This window comes from Vibrio sp. T11.5 (assembly GCF_027587155.1).
Lineage (GTDB): Bacteria > Pseudomonadota > Gammaproteobacteria > Enterobacterales > Vibrionaceae > Vibrio > Vibrio neptunius.
This window is the reverse complement of the sequence record NZ_JAPPTP010000009.1, coordinates 1-19,878: the sequence shown is the minus strand read 5'-3', so window position 1 is coordinate 19,878 and position 19,878 is coordinate 1. Positions and strand designations below refer to the sequence as shown.

At 42.5% G+C, this 19,878-nt stretch carries 18 protein-coding genes; 10 read left to right on the top strand and 8 right to left on the bottom strand.

The window, feature by feature from the left end; genetic code table 11:
* Positions 1–52: 52 nt before the first annotated feature.
* Together fabA and OH455_RS11260 are read right to left on the bottom strand one after the other, a co-directional pair.
* Positions 53–571, bottom strand: a complete 519-nt coding sequence (gene fabA / locus OH455_RS11265; protein ID WP_004743352.1) for a bifunctional 3-hydroxydecanoyl-ACP dehydratase/trans-2-decenoyl-ACP isomerase — start codon at positions 569–571, stop codon at positions 53–55.
* Positions 572–662: 91 nt separating this feature from the next.
* Positions 663–2,306, bottom strand: coding sequence for a Lon protease family protein (locus tag OH455_RS11260; RefSeq protein ID WP_269981440.1), 1,644 nt, complete (start codon positions 2,304–2,306; stop codon positions 663–665).
* Between the two features lie 167 nt (positions 2,307–2,473).
* On the opposite strand from OH455_RS11260, the gene matP reads away from it, so the two are divergent.
* The 3 genes from matP (at position 2,474) to OH455_RS11245 (ending at position 4,614) form a co-directional block, all read left to right on the top strand.
* Positions 2,474–2,920 (top strand): macrodomain Ter protein MatP, encoded by a 447-nt coding sequence (gene matP / locus OH455_RS11255; protein ID WP_269981439.1) that lies wholly within the window; start codon positions 2,474–2,476, stop codon positions 2,918–2,920.
* A gap of 9 nt (positions 2,921–2,929) precedes the next feature.
* On the top strand, positions 2,930–3,241 hold the full coding sequence (locus OH455_RS11250) for a DUF3634 family protein (RefSeq protein WP_269981438.1): 312 nt from the start codon (positions 2,930–2,932) through the stop codon (positions 3,239–3,241).
* Between the two features lie 155 nt (positions 3,242–3,396).
* Complete coding sequence (locus OH455_RS11245; protein WP_269981437.1) at positions 3,397–4,614, top strand: HDOD domain-containing protein; 1,218 nt, start codon at positions 3,397–3,399, stop codon at positions 4,612–4,614.
* Between the two features lie 242 nt (positions 4,615–4,856).
* Here OH455_RS11245 and OH455_RS11240 read toward each other — a convergent pair whose 3' ends face one another.
* Positions 4,857–5,039, bottom strand: coding sequence for a hypothetical protein (locus tag OH455_RS11240; protein WP_269981436.1), 183 nt, complete (start codon positions 5,037–5,039; stop codon positions 4,857–4,859).
* Positions 5,040–6,357: 1,318 nt separating this feature from the next.
* Here OH455_RS11240 and OH455_RS11235 point away from each other — a divergent pair.
* A complete protein-coding gene (locus OH455_RS11235) occupies positions 6,358–7,134 on the top strand; it encodes a substrate-binding periplasmic protein (RefSeq protein WP_269981435.1) in 777 nt (258 codons plus the stop codon).
* Positions 7,135–7,234: 100 nt separating this feature from the next.
* Positions 7,235–7,543 (top strand): hypothetical protein, encoded by a 309-nt coding sequence (locus OH455_RS11230; RefSeq protein WP_269981434.1) that lies wholly within the window; start codon positions 7,235–7,237, stop codon positions 7,541–7,543.
* Positions 7,544–7,761: 218 nt separating this feature from the next.
* Here OH455_RS11230 and OH455_RS11225 read toward each other — a convergent pair whose 3' ends face one another.
* Positions 7,762–8,094 carry a hypothetical protein gene (locus OH455_RS11225; protein WP_269981433.1) on the bottom strand — a complete coding sequence of 111 codons (333 nt, stop codon included), beginning with the start codon at positions 8,092–8,094 and terminating at the stop codon, positions 7,762–7,764.
* A 256-nt stretch (positions 8,095–8,350) separates the two neighbouring features.
* On the opposite strand from OH455_RS11225, the gene OH455_RS11220 reads away from it, so the two are divergent.
* Entirely contained in the window at positions 8,351–9,361 is a 1,011-nt protein-coding gene (locus OH455_RS11220) for a substrate-binding domain-containing protein (protein WP_269981432.1), read from the top strand.
* A 61-nt stretch (positions 9,362–9,422) separates the two neighbouring features.
* On the opposite strand, the gene OH455_RS11215 is transcribed toward OH455_RS11220, so the two are convergent.
* Both OH455_RS11215 and OH455_RS11210 read right to left on the bottom strand, forming a co-directional pair.
* Positions 9,423–10,535, bottom strand: coding sequence for a diguanylate cyclase domain-containing protein (locus tag OH455_RS11215; RefSeq protein WP_269981431.1), 1,113 nt, complete (start codon positions 10,533–10,535; stop codon positions 9,423–9,425).
* Positions 10,536–10,944: 409 nt separating this feature from the next.
* On the bottom strand, positions 10,945–11,268 hold the full coding sequence (locus OH455_RS11210; RefSeq protein ID WP_269981430.1) for a hypothetical protein: 324 nt from the start codon (positions 11,266–11,268) through the stop codon (positions 10,945–10,947).
* 163 nt (positions 11,269–11,431) lie between these two features.
* Here OH455_RS11210 and OH455_RS23415 point away from each other — a divergent pair, with 163 nt between their 5' ends.
* On the top strand, positions 11,432–11,512 hold the full coding sequence (locus tag OH455_RS23415; RefSeq protein ID WP_269981542.1) for a DUF3693 domain-containing protein: 81 nt from the start codon (positions 11,432–11,434) through the stop codon (positions 11,510–11,512).
* 174 nt (positions 11,513–11,686) lie between these two features.
* Here OH455_RS23415 and alr read toward each other — a convergent pair whose 3' ends face one another.
* Positions 11,687–12,904, bottom strand: coding sequence for an alanine racemase (gene alr, locus OH455_RS11200; RefSeq protein ID WP_269981429.1), 1,218 nt, complete (start codon positions 12,902–12,904; stop codon positions 11,687–11,689).
* A gap of 37 nt (positions 12,905–12,941) precedes the next feature.
* Positions 12,942–14,573 carry a methyl-accepting chemotaxis protein gene (locus tag OH455_RS11195; RefSeq protein ID WP_269981428.1) on the bottom strand — a complete coding sequence of 544 codons (1,632 nt, stop codon included), beginning with the start codon at positions 14,571–14,573 and terminating at the stop codon, positions 12,942–12,944.
* A gap of 403 nt (positions 14,574–14,976) precedes the next feature.
* On the opposite strand from OH455_RS11195, the gene OH455_RS11190 reads away from it, so the two are divergent.
* From OH455_RS11190 to OH455_RS11180, 3 genes are all read left to right on the top strand, one after another.
* Positions 14,977–16,818: a carotenoid oxygenase family protein gene (locus tag OH455_RS11190; RefSeq protein WP_269981427.1), complete on the top strand. Its 1,842-nt coding sequence runs from the start codon at positions 14,977–14,979 to the stop codon at positions 16,816–16,818.
* Positions 16,819–16,883: 65 nt separating this feature from the next.
* Positions 16,884–18,494, top strand: a complete 1,611-nt coding sequence (locus OH455_RS11185) for a D-arabinono-1,4-lactone oxidase (protein ID WP_269981426.1) — start codon at positions 16,884–16,886, stop codon at positions 18,492–18,494.
* 85 nt (positions 18,495–18,579) lie between these two features.
* Positions 18,580–19,632, top strand: coding sequence for a hypothetical protein (locus OH455_RS11180; protein WP_287226078.1), 1,053 nt, complete (start codon positions 18,580–18,582; stop codon positions 19,630–19,632).
* The last annotated feature ends 246 nt before the right edge of the window (positions 19,633–19,878 follow it).

The window sequence follows — 19,878 nt, the reverse complement described above, 5'->3', positions numbered from 1 at the left end:
TTTTGTTACTAAAAAAGCGACTCTAGGGAGTCGCTTTCAAAAAGTTTTCAAATTAAAAAGCAGAGGTGTCTTGGAACAAACCAACTTTAAGATCTTTCGCTACGTAGATCTCTTTGCCATCAACAAGTACACGACCGTCAGCTAGGCCCATAACAAGTTTTCGATTTACAACACGCTTCATATGAATCTCATATGTTACTTTCTTAGCTGTAGGTAGAATTTGACCTGTGAACTTCACTTCGCCAACACCAAGAGCACGCCCTTTACCTTTGCCGCCAACCCAGCCAAGGAAGAAGCCGACTAGCTGCCACATTGCATCAAGGCCTAAACAACCAGGCATTACTGGATCTCCAGGGAAGTGGCAATCAAAGAACCATAGATCTGGAGTAATATCGAGTTCTGCTAGAATCAGACCTTTACCGAAATCACCTTCAGTTTCAGACATCTTAGTCACGCGGTCCATCATCAGCATATTTGGCGCTGGAAGCTGAGGATAGCCTGGGCCAAATAGCTCGCCTTGACTTGAGGCAAGTAGGTCTTCGCGGTTATAAGAATCACGTTTGTTTTGCATTATCAATTACTCCAAATTTTGATAGCAGCATGTTAGTGAACACGTGTACGCTAAACAACTCCGATCAGTCTAAATGTGACCAATCTTTGCCCTAAGAGAACCAGTTTTTGATGCGTTCCACAAATCCTTGAGGAAGTTCATGTTTTTCAAAGTTTTCAATTCGCTCCGCAATCTTCTTGATCACACTCGTTTCATCATCGCCACGGAAAGGTTTACCCATGATGATAGGAATTGCTTCATCAACCGTTTCCACTGACCAGATATGAAATTCATTATTTTTGATACTTTCTACTACATCTTTATGAAGAGCTAGGTGTTTTAAATTCGTTTTAGGGAGGATGACGCCTTGTTTACCTGTTAAGCCTTGATGTTTACAAACACGATAGAAACCTTCAATTTTTTCATTAAGACCTCCAACTGCTTGAACTCGACCAAATTGATCAACGGCACCAGTCACTGCGATTTGTTGGTCAATTGGATACTCAGATAGGGCACTCACAAAAGAACATAATTCAGCGAGTGTCGCACTGTCACCATCAACTTCACAATAAGACTGTTCAAATACGACTGAGGCCGAATATGGCAGTGGTTCATCCAGTTGTAGAGCGCTTGAAACAAATGCTTGCATGATCATCATACCTTTAGCATGCAAATTACCGCCCAGTTCAGCTTTTCGTTCTACATCGGAAATATCGCCATCACCAAAATGAATGACACATGAAATACGGGCCGGTTCACCATAGGAAAGTGGGTGTCCAGACACATCAATGACGGTTAAACCGTTGACTTGGCCGACACATTCACCTTGGGTTTCAATGATTACCTGCCCATCTAAGATATCTGACAATGCGCGCTCGGGGAGATAAGATTCGCGTTGATACTTTGCGTCTAATGCTTTGTCTAATGCGCCTTCATCAATAATGCGTTCATCAGCATAAAGACAAGCTTCCTGAAAAATAGCTAAGTGCCATAGCGGTTCAATCGGCATATAGCGCTGATCTTCAGTGTATCTAGCTCCTGCTACCATTAGTCTGTGGATAGCTCCACGAGAGAGAGTCGGTAAGCTGTGTTCTTTCAGAAGAGATGATAAGTAGCCTAAATATAGTTCTAACGATTGTTCACTTAAAGTGATGTCGTGTTCAATCTCAGTGTAAGACGCTAAACCTGTATAGAGTTCACTATCCATATATTCGAGGTCAGCGATTTGGTCTCTGTCGCCAACAACAACGAGTTTAACGTCATAGGTTAGGCTAGGAACACTACAAGTAATATTACGTGGTGTTGTATTGACTGGAGTAATCTCTTGGCCTAAAAAAACCGATTTGAATACTGGCCAGCTGCTTGGATTCGCGAGTAGCATATTGGCAGAAACAATCAGAAAACCACCATCTGCTTTCGCCAACAATCCAGCTTTTTGAGCGGTAATGTCACCTGATTCGTTGCAAGAGTAGCTACCAATGAGCTCGTTTACGCTAATACTTTCTGTAGCAACTACGTGACTGCCAGAAAAGAAAGATAAACTATGCTTAATTTGGGAACGATAGAAAGCGTTATCTGGCGAGTTTATGACGAGAATTCTGGCGAAACCTTTAATAGCCGCGAAGGTTGATAAGGCTTGCTTGAGTCGAGGCTGAACGTCGAGAAACCCCACATTGGGTAGGCGTTCAAATCTCGATATTATATCGTCATAGTTTGTGTATTGTGGAGTGACTGCACGCCAGCTTTCTTGGTTCATTTACAGTATTCATGTACTTGAAAAGGTCAGAAATTATATAGAAAAACGGTTAAGTATGACATAGCGAATTTAATGTGATGATCTTGGTCGATTTTTCTACAATAAAGATTGTAACTATAGTATCATTGAGTTACACTGTCACCCAAACAAAACGAGAACTGTTTAAAATGAAATATCAACAACTTGAAAATTTAGAATGTGGTTGGAAGTGGACGTATCTCATCAGTAAATGGAGGAATGGAGAGGCGATCACCCGACATGTTGATACGAGTGAAGCAGAGGTTGCGGTGAATGAGCTACGCCATTTAGAGCACGAACCGACAAAAGTACTAGAGTGGATAGAGCGTCATATGTCACCTGAGCTGGACAACAAGCTCAAACAAGCTATCCGTGCAAAGCGTAAGCGCCATTTTAACGCGGAGCAAATTCATACCAAGAAAAAATCAATCGATTTGGATTATCGAGTTTGGGAAAAACTGTCTACTCGTGCTAACGAATTGGGCTGTACATTGTCTGATGCCATTGAATATTTGCTATCTGAAGCGTCGCGCAGTGAAAAGGCGAGCAAAGCGGTCAATAGTCTTAAAGAAGATTTGAGTAAGTTACTCGACTAAGGAGCCGATATGCTTTATGTGATTTTAGTCGCTACCATTGTTGTATTCTGGCTAGTGTTGGTTGATAGGCCAGCGTTGCATGTTCAGTTTAAATCAGGACATATCATCAAAGAGAAGGGGCATTTTCCACCTACTTTTCGACACAATGTGCTCGATATTGCAGAGCGTGCCCCCTTTGATGGCGAGCTCAAAGTCTATCAACAACGTGCTGGCTCCAAGTTGGTTTTTTCGAAAAATGTTCCTAAGAAAGTACAGCAGCGAATAAGAAATGTTTTTCCACATCAAGGCTTTCGTTCTAAAGGTAAAAAGAAAGCACATTAAAGTCATCCAAACTGAGATAAGCCCTAGTTAGCCACTAGCTATTTTGTTTTTAAAACAGTGGTTTCTATAGTGATTGTCTGTTTTCACACCTCTCGTAAGTGGGCCGAAATATTGTGCTATTATTATTTTTATGACCCAATGCTGAGCTTTCACACTTGTTACTCACCAACAAAAAATACAATCAAGAGGCTAACCAGCTTGCGAGCGACATTGCATTATCAACGAGAGAACGTTATGCCAAATGGTTGGTAAGCTTAAAGTATGTTCTTGACCAGTCTGATGTAGATTCTGTACTTAGCCGTCAGAGCGAGTTTTGCGACACGGTAATCCTTAACGAAAAAGAACGAGTCATGGCAAACCAGCGTTTGTTACTCAAGTGCGAGAAACGCAAAGTTAAGGAGCGACGCCAAGCGGCTGAAGAAAGACAAAAGGTGCATGAAAACGTCATTGAAGATGTTTCGAAATCAGCCATGAAGAGCATGATGGAGCGACTCTCTGAATTGGAAGTTTTGAAACTGTTTGGACGTTTTCCAGATTTTTCCTATTTTTTAAGCACTGCATATTCGCCTTCGGTTAGCTACAGCAAACTTGATGTGTTAGCTGTGAACGATAATCAACTAAAGAATAATCTTTTCGAGCTATGCAGGAACCCCAAATTTTGTGCTCGTCTTGGCAAAACTATCAGAAGTTTCACTGATACTAAGATGGCGATAGGGCTACTAGGCATTGACAACAGCCGTATTCTATTTCCAATTCTCATGGTTAAGCCTTTGCTTCGTTGGGATGAACCTTCGACCAAGCTTATTGCTCCCAAACTCTGGCAGCATATGATATTGACTGCCAACGTAACTCGATTACGCCTGCAGGAGGCTGAAGTCAAATCGCCAGAGCAGGGGGTGGCCATCGGGATTTTACGCACAATTAGTCAGTTTGCCATCGTTAACAATTTTCCAATGATGTTCGAAGATGCATTGTTTGAGCGAATGCAGTTTTATCGGGATAAAAATCGTCGCGAGGAGTATTACGCGTGCGCAGAAATTAAGCCAACAATGAGTATTCTTCCTGAAGTCATTATTAGTCTGGAAAAGTCACTCACTCGTAAAGTGGTCGAATTCATAGATTGGTCACCAACCAACGTACATTTAAAGAATGCTCTGTTAGAAGATCTGGAAGAGACACCAATGTTGGATAGAAGCCCTTATGGTGTCGCACTAGCGCAAGCCCAGGCTTACTCAATATATGATGCTCTTGAACGCAGTCACGTATTTGTTGACAAGCATAAGCCTTTTTGGTTTGCAAACGTGCAAATGCCACCGGATGCATTAAAAGCAATTCGCAACAGCCATCCTGGCCGCATAGAATTAAGTTCCTGAGCTTCAAGTACGTATTTCAATGCACTATAACTAAAAAATTACTACATATACACTATATAACCCAAGATGAGTCGGTATAGACGATTACTTGGGCAGATTCGAGTAATAGCGCTACTACATTGCCTCCTGAATGTGGTTTGGGTGATAGAAGACATCATCAATTTGGGCGCATGAGTAAATGAAAGGTATATGTTTGTTTAGGTCTGAAGCCCTCTGCACTAATGCTGAGAGCTTCTTTTTTATCAAGACTCGATAACAATATCAGCGTTGTCCGTAGTAAATAAGTTGGCTTTGTTTTGTTTGATTAGTTGTGCAGCGTAGGAAGGAGTAACAGCATGTACATCACCTTTAGCTTTCAATGTATATGCTTCCCATGCTTGATCACGGTATTTGCCAGTTTGAGTATATTGAATTAGTACTTTCATCTTGACCTCACTATGTAACGGTTGGTGAACCTAGTATTAACAGTAATGCGATCATTCCAGATATGCACCTGATAAAAATGCAACATAAGATTAACCTCTTTAGTAACGTCATGTGGCACGGGATTCGCACCGGCGCATTGCTCGGGTAGGTTATTACTACTATTTGTCCAATCGATAAAAAACTTTAGCGATTGGCTTCCAAATTATGATGTGTTACGTCAATAACTGGTCATACATGTGCTAAATTTTAATTTTTGTCGAGTTATTGAAGATATTTGATTTAAGCAATTGAATTTAATGGATATATGGATTTATTTAAAAAATTTTAATTATGATTAATAACAAATACATAATGATTATTTCTATATAAATAATCACTCTTGCTCATATATGTAGTCAAATGTCTATAAAACAATCTTTTTGCTGGACGAGCTTCACAGAGATGTATTGTGATGGCTTTCATAAAAAAATGAATTTGTTACTGTAAGCGGGCCTTGGGAGATAATCCAAGTGCCTTACGTTTGCTGTTTCGGGTAAGCAGGCCGGCTCCTCGTGAGCCGGTTCTTTTTATTTTAGCGGTGGATATTGAGCCTTGATTTGTATCACATCATAGTACGGCCTTTCTTTCCTATATATTCGTTTGCCGGCGCGTCATGCTGCAAGTGATTCCGGATAGAAACGGGCGCAGGGTTCCAATTGTGCGACAAGTTAATTTTGATTAGTTAGCCGATGATGCAATGGTTTGCAAACTGATTTTGTAGCGAAATTTCAAAGTTTAGGTTGGTTCTCATCTTTTTTGGGAACAATGTTCATAAAGCAGTTTTACTTTGGGTGAGTTCACATTGGCAATGAACAGTGCTTTCATTGACTACATCGATATAGCTATGGTGATTGCGTCCGACGGGTATATCCAGAAGACGCCTTACGATCTCTTTCTATGAAAGCTTATTGGCTCAGCGTTGAGCCTTTTTTTTGTCTAAACGTTACATTGCAATTCTGAATGAATCACGTCGCCAACTCACTTTGGAAGTATGGTGGAGTTTCAGAGGTCTACAGCCAACCAGCTCCCAGTTACTGATAAGAACCATTGTCAGTAAGCGACATATTTTAAATAAGTAACGGGTGATAGTGGTATTGCTTTCTATTTGTTCACACTTGAAGCAGCCCATGCGTACGGTGAAAGCCTAGTCAGACGGGTAACGCTTTATTACGAATACTCTCGTCAAAATAATAAAGTCTGCGATTGTCGTAAATGATCAGACAATCATGCGATTAGACTCTATGCTTTGTTTAGTCTTGCTTGAAAGGTAAAGTGTCTATGAATTATCTTGTTTGCAACCTGACAGCCATACTCGTGATGGGTTTATTGTCACTTCAGGTAATGGCGACAACCACTCTCAAGTTGGCTTACTCAGATGTTGAATCTTATCCGTTTCAGATGGGAAATGGCACAGAAGTCGCTGATCCTCCCGGGATAGCATTGGATGTTATCAATCGTGTCGCAGAACAGTTAGAGCTGGATGTAAAATATGTTCGTTTACCAGGGAAACGGGTTCTACAAGACATAAGCAATGGAGACGTCGATGGTGGTTTTATTTTTTCCTACAATACCCAGCGTGCACAATATGCTCACTATCCTATGAACGGAGACAAGCCCGACGTTAGCAAACGTATTGCTACTATCGGATACTACTTCTATACACTCCAAGATCATATGTTTAATTGGGACGGAGAAAGTTTAGCGGATCCAGACCAAAAGGTTGGTGCGCATTTGGGTTTTTCGATCGTTAGAGAATTAAAGAAAAAGCAACTAAAAGTATTTGAAGTAAAAACAACAGCGCAGTTGTTTAATATGTTGCAGTTAAAGCGCTTGTCGGCAATTGCAGTCCAAGATACGATGGCAAAACAGTTCTTGAGCAAGCAGAAGATCAGTGATGTAAAGCAAGTTCAGCCAGCCATCGTAACCAAAGATTACTATTTAGTCTTAAGCCATAAATTTGTTGAAACTAATCCTGAACTGGCACAAAAAATATGGCAAGCCATTGAAGAGTTGAGAGAGGATGTCTTTTCACAACATCAAGATAAATATCATTGATCAAAGAGTGTGTTTTACTTGTGACATCGCTGGCCAACGTTTTATAAAGTCTGTTGAAAGATGGAAATCGAAGAGCAGAGAATTTTAACTAGGACCCTAAATGAAGAAACCGTATCTTGGCATCTTGCTAGTAGCCGCAGTATTTCCAACATGGGCTGCGAACAATCCAAACATTGAATTTATCACCCATATCACATGCAAAATGGGAGGTTGCACAATGGTTTGCACTTCCGCTGAGGGAAAAAAAGACGTCAAAGCCAAAGGGATTAATAGTGCAGACATCCTAACTTACAAGAGCGGTACAGTTCAGCATAATTTAGTTGTCGGTTTTCAGAAAATAGTCGTAACTTCACCTGTGGGTACTGAGTCATGTTCTTTAAACAATATTGATAAGGTTGAGAGTCAGTAAACAGCACGGAGCGTAAACCGCTTGGTTGTTGTTCACTGCAATCATTTAAATACCGTTGCTTTGGCCTCGGTTCAGTGGTGTTCGAATAAGTCAGCCACCTTTGCTGAGTATTATTTTGGCCGAAAAACTGACCATGCAAATAACTCAAAATGATTGGTGCAGTGATTAAACGAGAAAGTAAGGGCAAGTAGGGCGGGCATCACACGGCGATTGTTGGTTTAAACGTACTCAACGAACAACTGATTTTTGTAGTGAGTGTCGATAAGCTGTTGTATTTCAGAAACAAAGTACTCATGCTTTTGATAGAATTTATCTCCCATTAACAACGTATGCTGCATGATGTCCTTGACTAACTCTAGCCGTGAACTTGGCAGTAAAAAATGAGGTTTTTGTTGTCTAAGTTTCACTAATAAATCACCGAGCTTTTTAAGCTCAGCCATGATTTTTTTATGCTCTATGCCTTTCTTTTGCATATTGATCTCCCAAAACCAGATGATTAAATGATCTTCACAAGCTATTGCTTTACTGTCTGGCAGGTTCATAGTGTTCATTTGAGATAAATCCGTTTTTTAGATGTAGCCAAAATGTTTGCATTTGCTCTGCTCACATTGTGATGGGTCATGCATACTCGAATGTTATAATAGTGAACTTTATCAAAATAATTGAATATCAAAAAGTCATGCTTACATAGATTTACATTGCTGATGCTGAGATGGATGACATGGAACAAAGCTCCCAAATTTTACTTTTTGAGCTAAGTTTTAAGTGACAGGTAAAATTTTTAGTCATTCAAAGGAACGGGCCAACATGATTGGGTTTATAAAAAATGTGACTATTCTCAGCGTGCTATTCAGTACTCTCAGCGTATCTGAGTCAAAACAGCTTCGATTTGCAGTGGTTCCGAAAGAAGAGAACAACCCTTTTTTTGAGGCAAGCAAAGAAGGGTGTATGGCCGCAGCTAAAGGGTTGAATCAGGTAGAGTGTGTTTATCGAGGCCCCAAAAATGTTGATGTGCGTAAGCAGGACAAAATCATTTCTGCTCTTTTGGATGAGGGGATAGATGGTATCGCTATTGCCGTTCCTCAATCAGAATATATGCTCCAGCGGAGTATAAAAAAAGCACAACAGATGGGGGTTCCCATTATTACGTATGATGCGGATTTTTCACAAGAAGTATTGGAACGTAATCCCACGTTAAGAGCGGCTTATATTGGCACTAACGATTTTGATTTAGGCAAAGCACTGGGTGAGCAGCTTAAATCAATGCTTCCCAATGGGGGGACTCTGATCATTCAAAGTGGCAGACCAGACTCTCCAAATTTAAATCTGAGGATAATGGGGGTTCGTTCAGCGTTGTCTGGTCAAGAGTATGTAAAACCGCCCGGCGAGCGCTTGAAGGGAGCAAACGGTTGGACTGAATTTAGTGACCCTCTGTACAATTTCGGCCAATTTGAACGAGCCTTAGCCGATCTCAACAATGTCCTTAACTCATACCAAGAACGTGAAATTAACGCCATCGTGGCAGTAGGGGGATGGAGCCAATACCTGGATAGATACAAAGACGTCGTCACTCCTCACAAGCAGGCCATGATGGACCGAGAAATCATCATCATTACCGCCGATACAGCGCAGGAACAATTGGTCTATCTAAAGGACAATCTCGCCCACGGAAACGTGGGCCAAAACCCTTATGAGATGGGTAAACAAGCTATCTTAACCCTCTATAAACTGGTCAATAATCAATCCGTAGACGCAGTAATGTATACACCGATGACGCATTGTACTTCTGAGAATTATCGCACTTGCACCAATAACTAACAGTGGAATGGGGGCTAACGAACAACAACCAGAGTAACACGAGCTTGTCGGCTGGCTCATGCTATTTTCCTGTCGACTTATTCGCTCTTACGGCCACCAGTCTTTTATTCTCTTTGTTTTTATCCTGTCGTTTATCTAGATACATATCTTTGTCGGCCTTAGACAAGGCAGAGTTAATGGAGATGTAGTCATTTGGACCAGTTTGACACATACCTATACTTAGAGAGATGTCGTTTCTAATGGAGTGTAATTGCTTCCAGAGTCGAGGTACATAAGTGAAATTGGCATCTTTTTCCCCACATCTTGGCATTATGATCGCGAACTCATCACCGCCCATGCGAAAACAAAGATCAACGCTACGAGATATTCCACGAATACTATCGGCTACTGCAATCAGAACACTATCACCGTCTTCATGACCATAGGTATCATTGAATTTTTTGAAATCATCGACATCAATATATACAACGGTCAGTGGATCATTTCTCGTTTTGGCTTCTCGAAATACTGGCTCAACCAATTCTTCAAATGCTCGCTTGTTGTAAAGGTTGGTTAGAGGATCAAGGCGTACCATATCCTCTAAGCTTTGAGTACGCCGTGCGACTAAGCTTTCTAGGTCACCAACGTAATCAAAGTACTTATTCTTTTCGAATTCAATCTCATGCATCATGCTTCGAATATAAGTATCAAACACATAGGATACATCAAAGTCCATTAGACGATTGATTATTGTACACAACCTATCAGCATTTTGCTTGTCGTCGATATTTTTGCAAATAGTAAAAAAGATAGTTTCTTTTAGATAATTCACTGCAGAAAGGTAGAGTTGGGGGTCGACACCGATTCGTTTGTGGACCAAGCCTATCCGTAATCTATGTTCGACGTAGTCAAGATTTATCTCCTTAGAGAATAGATCCATCACGTATTTTCTTTGGGCCATCATTAATCGTTGCAATGTTCCAGCATCACCAATCAACGACTCAACTTCGGGTATCTGAGTTTGGTGATAGTAAAAAGTATCAACTAAACCATCTATCTCACGGTTAATCATTGTCTTCAGACTCCTTATTTCTTGAAGGTCAGAATCCGTCAGTCGAAAAAGAGAAAGGCGTTGCTTCAATGAGGTTTCAGATATCTTTTGTTGCTCAACAAGAGACTTGTCGGTGACTTTCATACTCAATTTCCTAGCCAAATATTACTTTCGTTATCTTTATCCCAAAATTGTAGTAGAAAAGTTTTATAAAAAAGTATTCGGAGGATTAAAAAAGATTGCTGTTCAAAAGTATGACAGTGGCAATTGGTATGTAACCTAGGACATAGCTAGTATAATAATGATGAGCGCTATAGCTTGAAAAACTGACTTAGACGCTCCTACGCAAGATTACTAGCAACAGTGATAAACAGTCTAAGCGCGGAGACTAAAGATGCTGCGATTTTATGTTCGAATATCGATCAGAACTTTTTACAGTTGTTGATCGCGGGTTGCTCCAACTAGGGTAGTTTTAGTTGAGACTTGAGGAGTACGCTTGATATGCACTATCAAGCGCAATAATTGAGAAGAAATCTAAACAGTGTGTGAGCTTTTATCTCATAATGATTCGATAAGCGTAGCACCCAGGCCCGTTATCGTACTCAACTTGTACCTGTTTACCTGCAGTTTGGGCTGTCAAAGCGATTGAGGTAAAAGATTTGTAACCATCTTCGTTTGCACCATCTGGTACAATTTTGTAGGACTGAATTATATTACCAGGACACTCATCTGCAACTCCCGTAGGAGCAATGATGAATACTGGCCCGTTGTGATCTGCACCAACTTGAGTAGGTGTAAACCAACTTGATGTTACTCTGTCACCGGCAAAAGCTGATGAAGACAAAACTAAGATAAGCCCTAAAAATTTGTTTTTCATAAAACCCCAATTGATTGTTTGCAACTAACATTTGTATCATTTGTCGATTTGTTTTTTGCATGAGTAATGACAAATTCATTTCATGAATCAATGTTAACTTATTGAGAAATTGAAATAAAGTTGATTGACACACAGATCAATTATTCGGTTGAAATGAATATCAATGGCTTGCATGGGTTTGGCTATGTGGATTGGCATCCCTACAGAAGCGTTAGCTAAGTGCGCATTATGTATATTATGTTAAATGACAAACTGCAAATAGAAAGCACTCTTGCACAAGTGCTTTCTTCGACTCTCTATTGGCTTAGTCATTAAACATAATGCTATTTACCATAAAATACCTAATAAACATTTAGTTTAATCAAAGATTAACCTAACTTTTATTAGGTTAAGCTTTGTCCAAAGGCCTAACACCGCACTAAGGTATATAAAGTCTTGGATTGGTTGCGCCCCAAACGGTGTAGAGTTCTGGGAATATCAACTCAGCATGTGTCTCCATTTCCGCTACCGTTATGTTCGCATTAGATTGATGACCGAACAGTGTTACTTCTTGTCCGGTAAGTACGCCTTTGATATCAGTCACATCAATCATAGTGGTGTTCATGGACGTTTTTCCAACCACCGGTGCACGTTGCCCGTTGACGATGACATGCGCTCTATTCCCCATTTTTCTGGGGTATCCATCTGAGTATCCAACCGGTAGGTTGGCCAATACACTGTCACGTTTTGTGACGTAACTGCTGTCGTAGCCTACGGTAGAGTTTGCCGGTACCTTGTGTAAGGAAGCCACCCGAGTCTTAAAACTCACGATTGAAGGATATTCGGGATTGGTCGGAAGATCGCCATACAAAACGCCGCCGGGTCTGACCATATCTAGCTGTGCCTCAGGCACGTTCAATGCTGTGTATGAGTTGGACACATGAAGCAGAACATCGTCTCTTTTTAAGTTGGAGTTTTCAAATAACCACGCAGAGCTTTGGTTGAAGTTCGCTAGTTTCCTTCTAACCTCATCAGCATCATAGTTTGGAAAATGAGTCATGATCCCGACAATGTCGACACCTTGGTCATTCGCAATGGCTAATGCCTCTTGCTTGCCCTTTGCGCTGTTCATATCAATCCCGTTTCGAGACATGCCTCCATCGTTCAGGGCTAAGTGAACTTTGATCGTTTTGTCTGCATTTAACGCTTTGATCTGCTTAACTTGTTCTATGCTTCCGATCAATTCTTCAACATCAAGATCCATTGCTTGCTTTATTTCCTCGATATCCGCTGAACGAACACGAATCAACTGGCCTTCAAAGCCACTACCACGAACCGTCCTCGCTTCAGCATTGCTCGCGATGGCAATACAAGGCACATTGAACTCCAGTATCGTCGGCATTAAACCGCGTATACCATTCCCGTAAGCATCCGCCTTCATTACGACACAAAGTTTGGTTTCGCGACTGAGGTTTGAACGGAACTGCGCCATATTTTGTTTTAACTGGCCTAAACTTATTTCCAGCCAAGCGTTTGATTGCTGCACTTGATTGATTACTGGCGGTACATCAGGCAGTGCTAAAGGAGCAGCGATGGAAATCGCTGGATTTAATACTGATGCGACGGCTATTGAAATCAGTGTTGTGCGAAAAACCATAAAACCTCCCTCTTCCACACGGCATTGGTCTAGGTCACTAGTCCAGTTTAAATTTACCCATTGCTTGCTGGAGCGAAGCGGACAAACGGCTGAGTTCCTGGCACCCTTGAGCGGTACTCTCGGAACCCGCTGATACGGATTGCGCCGACATGTTAATATTCTCGATGTTCGAGCTGAGCTCCTCCGCTACACTGTCCTGTTGGTTACAGGCACTGGCGATCTGGGTACCCATATCGGCAATTTCTGTGATGAAGCTAAGAATCGTAGTCATGAGCGCTTGAGACTGATTTCCTTGCTCAACACACGTTTCGATTTGCTTGCGAGAACGGTCTGTCGTTTCTTTCGCTTGGCTCGCGATAGCCTGAAGTTTTTCTATAATGGCAGTGATTTCACTTGTTGAATCCTGTGTCCGCCCAGCAAGCGTACGTACTTCATCCGCAACAACAGCAAAGCCTCGTCCGGACTCCCCTGCTCGAGCGGCCTCAATAGCCGCGTTAAGTGCGAGTAAATTGGTTTGATCCGCAATATCGCGAATCACATCAACGATCGTATTGACTTGATTCGACTGCTGTTCAAGCTCTGCGACGTTTTCTCCTGCTTCGCTCATGATTTTGGCGACATTTTCAATAGAGCCCACCATGACTTGGGTGTTGCGAGCCCCTTCTTGTACTTTGCCATTGGCATCGTTGGCCTTTTCAGCAGAGACTTCCGTGGTGTGCGCAACATCGGCAACGGATGACTTCATCTCACTCATTGCTGTGGCGACATGGGTAACCTGTGATTGTTGGTCCTGCATTTCTTGCGCGGATTTGTTCGAGGTGTGTGTCATTTCGTCGACAGCACGCCCGAGTTCACGAACAACGGTGACGCTCTGATTGATTAAATCTTTGAGATTATGTTGCATTCTGGTTGAAGCGTCAGCTAATTCACCTAACTCGTCGTTACCAATGGCTGATCGATCGAGCGTTCTGGACAAGTCCCCTTCCGCAATGGCATTGGCTTGTTTGACAACTACCACCAAAGGTCCGCAGATCAGTCGCGTCAAAAAGACAGTCATGAGAATCATCACAGCGATGATCAACGCATTAATGATCATAGCGGAACGGCTTAACCCATCAACTGACGATAGAATAGCTTCACGGTTGTTGTTCATTGCGCCTTTGAGGATGTCGACCAAACTGTTTATATCTGCTTCGATGCCTTCAAACTCACCGAGTGAGTTGGCCAAAACGGGATACGCCGTGTCCTTGTCCATATCCAACATAGCCTCATTGAACGAGTCCATTGTTGCTAAATATCCTTGCCACTTTTTATCGAGGCGATCAAACGTTTGTTGTTCTTCGCCAGGCCAGACGGTCTTGCCGTACGCGTTTAGCCCTTCATTAATCTTCTGACGAATGTTTTCATTCTTGGATATCGTCGATTGAATTTTCGTCGCATCATTCATTGCGAAAGCGGCGAACTGCGCTCGTCGCCAAAGAGACATTTGATCTCGAATTGAGTCGACTTTCTCGACCGCAGGCATCGTGTCATCGGTGTAGTTAAGGAGCTCAGCTTTGATGTTCCTGAGCTCACTTAACATTAGAAAGCCAAACCCTAAATTCATGACGGCAATAACGACAAACGCCAAAGCGATTTTTTTGCCGATAGAAAGGTTCTTCACATGCATACCTTGGGTACCTTAAATTGCGTTAAGAGTGCCTAGTGTTTTACATCCCACTGTCGTCTGAGAAGCGAGGCTCGTCCCCTCAGAACAGCGTCAGTATTCCATTAACTCTAATGTTCTAATACTCAATAAAGATAGGCTAGGATGATATGAATGGCGAGACTCATGATGAAAATCTTGCGGCAATAGAGAATCACGCAATTATTAAGTGACGCCGTCACGATTTGTGAGGTAAAAATAAAGCTACATTATTTCAGCACCTTTTTGATGCTTCACTGTGTAAATTACACAACCAATTACATCTCTTTTTTTTGCCACAATTCATAGTTTTCGAGATTCCTAAATACATTTTATAAATCCATTCTACTTTTCAATATATGCAATCAATTACCCAGTAATGGATACTATGGAAAGACGTACTTTTTTAAAGGGTTTAGCAGGAGTAACTCTTGTATCAGGAGAGCTGTTTGCTTCACCAGAGGTAAACCATTCACTCTTCCCAGAATCGATAATGCGAGCTGATTTCACGGCGTCTTCGGGCAATCTCAACTTGCTCTATGGGCAGTTGCCCGATGATATTATGGGCCATGTGTTCTTTGCAGAGGGCATTCCACTTGAACAAGATCATCTTAGCCCGAGTGGTCGTGGTGCGCTGACCCGCTTGGATTTTTCCTCAGGCCAAGTCTCATTTATGCGCAAAATGATCGATACCCCTTCAGCTATCATGCAACAGCATATTCGCTACTGGCCTGATAGATTTAAGTTACTTGGTGGTATGGCGTATTACAGCCCTTCTATGGGGTTTGTTAATTATTGTAATACGGCGCCCAATTATCTCGGTGATAACCGTTTCGCATTAAGTTACGAGGGCGGCGTTCCTTATGAGTTTGATGCGATGACATTAGATCTCATTACACCCATAGGTCATTACCATGAATGGCGAAGCAGTTTGCCACCATGGATGGACGCCCTGACCCCAGACAAATGGCTTTTTCCTCAGGTACGTACCACTGGCCATCCATACTTTGATCTCGAATCAGATGAGTGTTTTACCATTAACTATGGCGGCAATATTTCAAATACTGGGACTAAGAACGGGTTCATCCGACTTCTGAAGTGGGATAAGAAAAGCACTCTTCAAGGGTGGGAGATCATTGGACGAGACGGGCGGCCTGCGTTTATCGCTGCGACAGCACATTCACTGGGTGTCACTCGCCATCACATCCTAATCTTTGAAACGGCGGCACAAGTAGAGCCGTTACGAATGATTGGTATTCGTTCAGTCTACGCTCAACAACACCGAACACCAGTGTGGGTGATCCGCAAGAAAGACCTAGTTTCAAATCGTGACATTGTTGTAGCAGATTACATTGAGCTGAACTTCGATACCTCAGACGTTATGTGTAATTACGATGATCATGAAGACGAAATTACTCTGTATGGTCAGTACCTTGGAGCAATGGATAAATCTGAGCCGCAATATAGCAGAGATAGATTGCTTTTTGGAGGAAGAGTCCGTGATTCGCTCGCAGGCTATCCTGCCGCACCAGTGGATGTCGGTGGTCTAGTCAGAGCTCGCATCCAGGTACAATCTGATTCAGTGCGAGAAATTACGGGAGATTTCCGCTTAATACGAAATGACCAGCTTTTCTGGGATATGAACGACCCTGCCTATCGAGGGCATTTCCAATTCCCAGAGCAATTTGACCATATTTACTGGGCGGCTGTGGGTTATCGCAAAGACCATGTTGTTGAGCGTGTTTCTGACGCGTATTCGCAATACCCTAACCGCCTATTTACCAATGACTCTCTGCCTCAGGAAGACCAGCCATCCGCACTTGTCCATATGGATTGTCAACAGATGGTAGTCACGGATGCCTATCAATTTCCAACTGACTGTGTAATGCGCACCCCTCAGTTTATGTCTAGACCCGGTAGCCACGCTCAAGATGATGGCTACATTTTTACCGCAGTCGTTCGTAAGGAACCAACCAACACAATGGGTAATGGCAAAGAAATCTGGATTTTTGATGCGAAAAACCTCACTCAAGGTCCTCTTGCCATTTTAGGTCATCCGCAACTCAATTTTGCAACAACCAATCATGCGCTTTGGGTTCCAAATATAGGTCCAAGACCACTGGATGGATACAAAGCTAACGTTGGCGACTTCTTCCGCAGTCGAGTCTCTCAGCATAGGCGTGCCGTTCGAGACGTTATCGAACAACAAATATTGCCACGATTTGGCTGATAGAAAATTTCCATTTCGAGCTGATAAAGCTCAATGTCACGATGCTTTTAAATAAGGAATATTTAATGAGAATAACAACTCTCGCGCTCGGCGCTACCTTAATATCGGCTGCATTAGGAACAGCCTTTGCGCTTCAGACGAGCGAACCCGAACGCGAAATCTCGAATTATCAGGGAACGTATACTTGCCACCCTGAAGCGGTCTACGATCCACAATCCATTGAAGGTGTCCAAGCTATCATCAAAGATGCATTGATACGCGATAAGAAGGTAATGACGGGCAATCGCAAGTTTGCCAGCCAAATTGATGCAGCTTGTGCGGGTGATGACCAAGTTCAGTTAACGCTAAAAGCCATGAATAAGATCGTTCATTTTGACTCAGCGAATAAACGCGTCACTGTTGAAGCAGGAATGAGATTTAACGACTTAAACGACTTCCTTCGAGAACAAGGTTATGCGATTAACATGGTGACTGAGTTAGCCATATTTACGGTCGGCGGTATGCTTGGCAGCGGTACTCATGGTTCAACACTGGACAAGCCCAGCAACATGCTAGCCGACTATGTGACTGAACTAAAAGTCGTCGATGGTCAGGGAGACGTTCGAGTATTGAACGGTGATTTGCTCAATGCTGCTCGCGTAAATCTGGGCGTACTAGGTGTCGTAGTAGAGGTCACTTTAGCGATTGAAGAAGCCTTTAAAGTCAAAGCAGAAGTGACAGGGTATCGTGACGATTCTGGTCTAGAAGATGTGATCCTAGACATTGCACGTAACAACTACTCAGCCAATATTGCTTGGTTCCCGGGCCTAGGCCGTTACACTACAACGCTTTACAACCCTGTTCCATTGGAAACACAAGGAGAAGCGTACAACGCTCAGGCGGATGTGTCTGATGCCGAAGAGTTCTTTTTTGGCTTGTTGTTTAATGCTGCTCACGAATTCCCAGGGACTGGGCTACAGTGTTTAGCCGCTGTAGCGCGCTACAATGCAAGAGCAAAATCCTACTTTCGTGACAGTAATACCGGCAAGAAAGTAAGTGAACCTATTGGTTATTCAGATCAAATGCAGTACTTCAAATGTAAAGACCCCAACAAATGCATTTGGGACAGGCTGCCTATCGCACTTCAGGAAGTAGCGATTGATATTGAACGTTTACCTGATTGGATTCGTGATGTACGCGACATTGTCGCGGCTCATCCAAGAACTTGCTTCCCTCTTAACGGCATTTACTTCCGCTTTGGTAAAGCGTCAGACAGCTATATTGGCATGAGTGCTGGTCGCGAAACCGCATTTGTTGGGATCGAGTACACATTACGCCAAGAAGGTAAAAAAGAGCCGAAGAATTACTTCGTGAATTTGGAGATAGAGCAGCTGTCACTGCGTAAGTACGACGCACGGCCACATTGGGGTAAAAACTCGGTTGCTATTTTTGAGGACATGCCTTCTCGATTCCCGATGTGGTCAGAATTCTTGCAAGCAAAAGCAGAGTTGGATCCTTACAACGTGTTTACCAATCCTTTCTGGGAGCGCGTGAGTGGCGACATTCCTATGGAAGACTATTTAACACCGGGGTGTAATGTTCGTGGCGAGTGTTACTGCCAAACCGATGAACACTGCCAGTCTGGAACCCAGTGTCAGGACGGACTTCACTTCACCGACGCCCGTATATGTCGCTAGTTCCCCCTGTCGGCCATAGGGTTAGCGCCCTATGGCTGATGGAGCTTCACTGTTTCATCAGCATTTATTGAAAGGAAGCCAGATAATGAATCTCAGATCGATTTTACTTATCCTTGTATCGATGTTTACTCTTTCTACAACTGTTTCTGCCACTACCTTAGATGATATTCGACCACACCTGCCAAGCTCAGATAAAACCTGGGCAGAACAGTGGTTCTATAACATCGCTGTGCCGGATGTCGGTTATTTCAAGATCAGTCTCCAGAGCTATATCGCGCCGGATTTTAACCAACCAACGCCCAAAGCCTATGTGCATCTTGCTTTTACCCCACTCAACGGCCAAACCGTAAAATACGATATTTTCCGCGACGAACTCATCCTGAAAGGTTTTGATGACGCAGCGCTTTTTCACTATGAAATTCCAGGGATAGTTGTCGCCAATCAAGACTCGCTTGAAGTCACCTACGATGACTTTCATTTTTCAATGCGTTGGGATGGAGAGCATGCTCATTATTGGCGAGGATTAAACCCAGGACAGACCCCTTTTGGGATAATTCCTGAATTGCCCGGTGTCGGAGGCAAATGGTTTCTCTACACGGTAGGAACGCCGGTTCAGTATAGCTTTTCAGATGGCAATGTCTCTTTATTCGGCACTGGTTATACTCAGGTTGATAAAGGCTGGTATGACAAAGAATCGAGTGCTGGCATGGTCTATAGCATGGGGTTGTCCGATGATCTCTACTACATGTTCACAGGAGCAAAGATCGGTAATTCCAATATAGAGCTTTGGGCTGGACGCTACATTTCAGACAACTATGATCTGATCTTCTACCCAGCGATTGGGAATCTGTCAGTCAAGCGTGAATATGATTCTTGTGCTGGCTACCTAAAAGTTGAAATGAACAAAATTAAATACAAAATGGTCATGGAAGCCAAATCTGATTTGGCAGATTTCTATCCTCTTGAGTTCCCATCCGTTATTATTTTTGGAGGGGAACAAAAATATATGAAGTCTATGAAAGCCGATGTAACTTTCTCTCTATATGAGTTTGGACAGCTGGAGGAATCTATACATATGCCCCAAGCACTGTTAGAGTTTAGTGGTCCTTTCTACTGCGATGATGTGACAGACAAATAACCACCGTTTCGTAACTTGGCTGGACTTCGCTCAGCCAAGTTCGCGTCTTGATAAGCTACCTTTTCGTTTCCCCACGTGTCCAGTTCAGGAAGTAATTTGATGCGAACTGAGCGCCTTCAACCCCCATATTGACATTAAATGAACATGACTAAATTAGACTCTATTAAATTAGTTCAATCAAATATTAAACTTTAACTGAATAGCATATAAAATTTAATAGTTCTAAAAACACACTATTGAATCAGA

Excerpts from the sequence above, each read along its gene's own strand:
- fabA (WP_004743352.1), bottom strand. The coding sequence starts at position 571 with ATGCAAAACAAACGTGATTCTTATAACCGCGAAGACCTACTTGCCTCA.
- OH455_RS11260 (WP_269981440.1), bottom strand. The coding sequence starts at position 2,306 with ATGAACCAAGAAAGCTGGCGTGCAGTCACTCCACAATACACAAACTAT.
- matP (WP_269981439.1), top strand. The coding sequence starts at position 2,474 with ATGAAATATCAACAACTTGAAAATTTAGAATGTGGTTGGAAGTGGACG.
- OH455_RS11250 (WP_269981438.1), top strand. The coding sequence starts at position 2,930 with ATGCTTTATGTGATTTTAGTCGCTACCATTGTTGTATTCTGGCTAGTG.
- OH455_RS11240 (WP_269981436.1), bottom strand. The coding sequence starts at position 5,039 with ATGAAAGTACTAATTCAATATACTCAAACTGGCAAATACCGTGATCAA.
- OH455_RS11235 (WP_269981435.1), top strand. The coding sequence starts at position 6,358 with ATGAATTATCTTGTTTGCAACCTGACAGCCATACTCGTGATGGGTTTA.
- OH455_RS11230 (WP_269981434.1), top strand. The coding sequence starts at position 7,235 with ATGAAGAAACCGTATCTTGGCATCTTGCTAGTAGCCGCAGTATTTCCA.
- OH455_RS11225 (WP_269981433.1), bottom strand. The coding sequence starts at position 8,094 with ATGAACACTATGAACCTGCCAGACAGTAAAGCAATAGCTTGTGAAGAT.
- OH455_RS11220 (WP_269981432.1), top strand. The coding sequence starts at position 8,351 with ATGATTGGGTTTATAAAAAATGTGACTATTCTCAGCGTGCTATTCAGT.
- OH455_RS11215 (WP_269981431.1), bottom strand. The coding sequence starts at position 10,535 with ATGAAAGTCACCGACAAGTCTCTTGTTGAGCAACAAAAGATATCTGAA.
- OH455_RS11210 (WP_269981430.1), bottom strand. The coding sequence starts at position 11,268 with ATGAAAAACAAATTTTTAGGGCTTATCTTAGTTTTGTCTTCATCAGCT.
- OH455_RS23415 (WP_269981542.1), top strand. The coding sequence starts at position 11,432 with ATGGCTTGCATGGGTTTGGCTATGTGGATTGGCATCCCTACAGAAGCG.
- alr (WP_269981429.1), bottom strand. The coding sequence starts at position 12,904 with ATGGTTTTTCGCACAACACTGATTTCAATAGCCGTCGCATCAGTATTA.
- OH455_RS11195 (WP_269981428.1), bottom strand. The coding sequence starts at position 14,573 with ATGCATGTGAAGAACCTTTCTATCGGCAAAAAAATCGCTTTGGCGTTT.
- OH455_RS11190 (WP_269981427.1), top strand. The coding sequence starts at position 14,977 with ATGGAAAGACGTACTTTTTTAAAGGGTTTAGCAGGAGTAACTCTTGTA.
- OH455_RS11185 (WP_269981426.1), top strand. The coding sequence starts at position 16,884 with ATGAGAATAACAACTCTCGCGCTCGGCGCTACCTTAATATCGGCTGCA.
- OH455_RS11180 (WP_287226078.1), top strand. The coding sequence starts at position 18,580 with ATGAATCTCAGATCGATTTTACTTATCCTTGTATCGATGTTTACTCTT.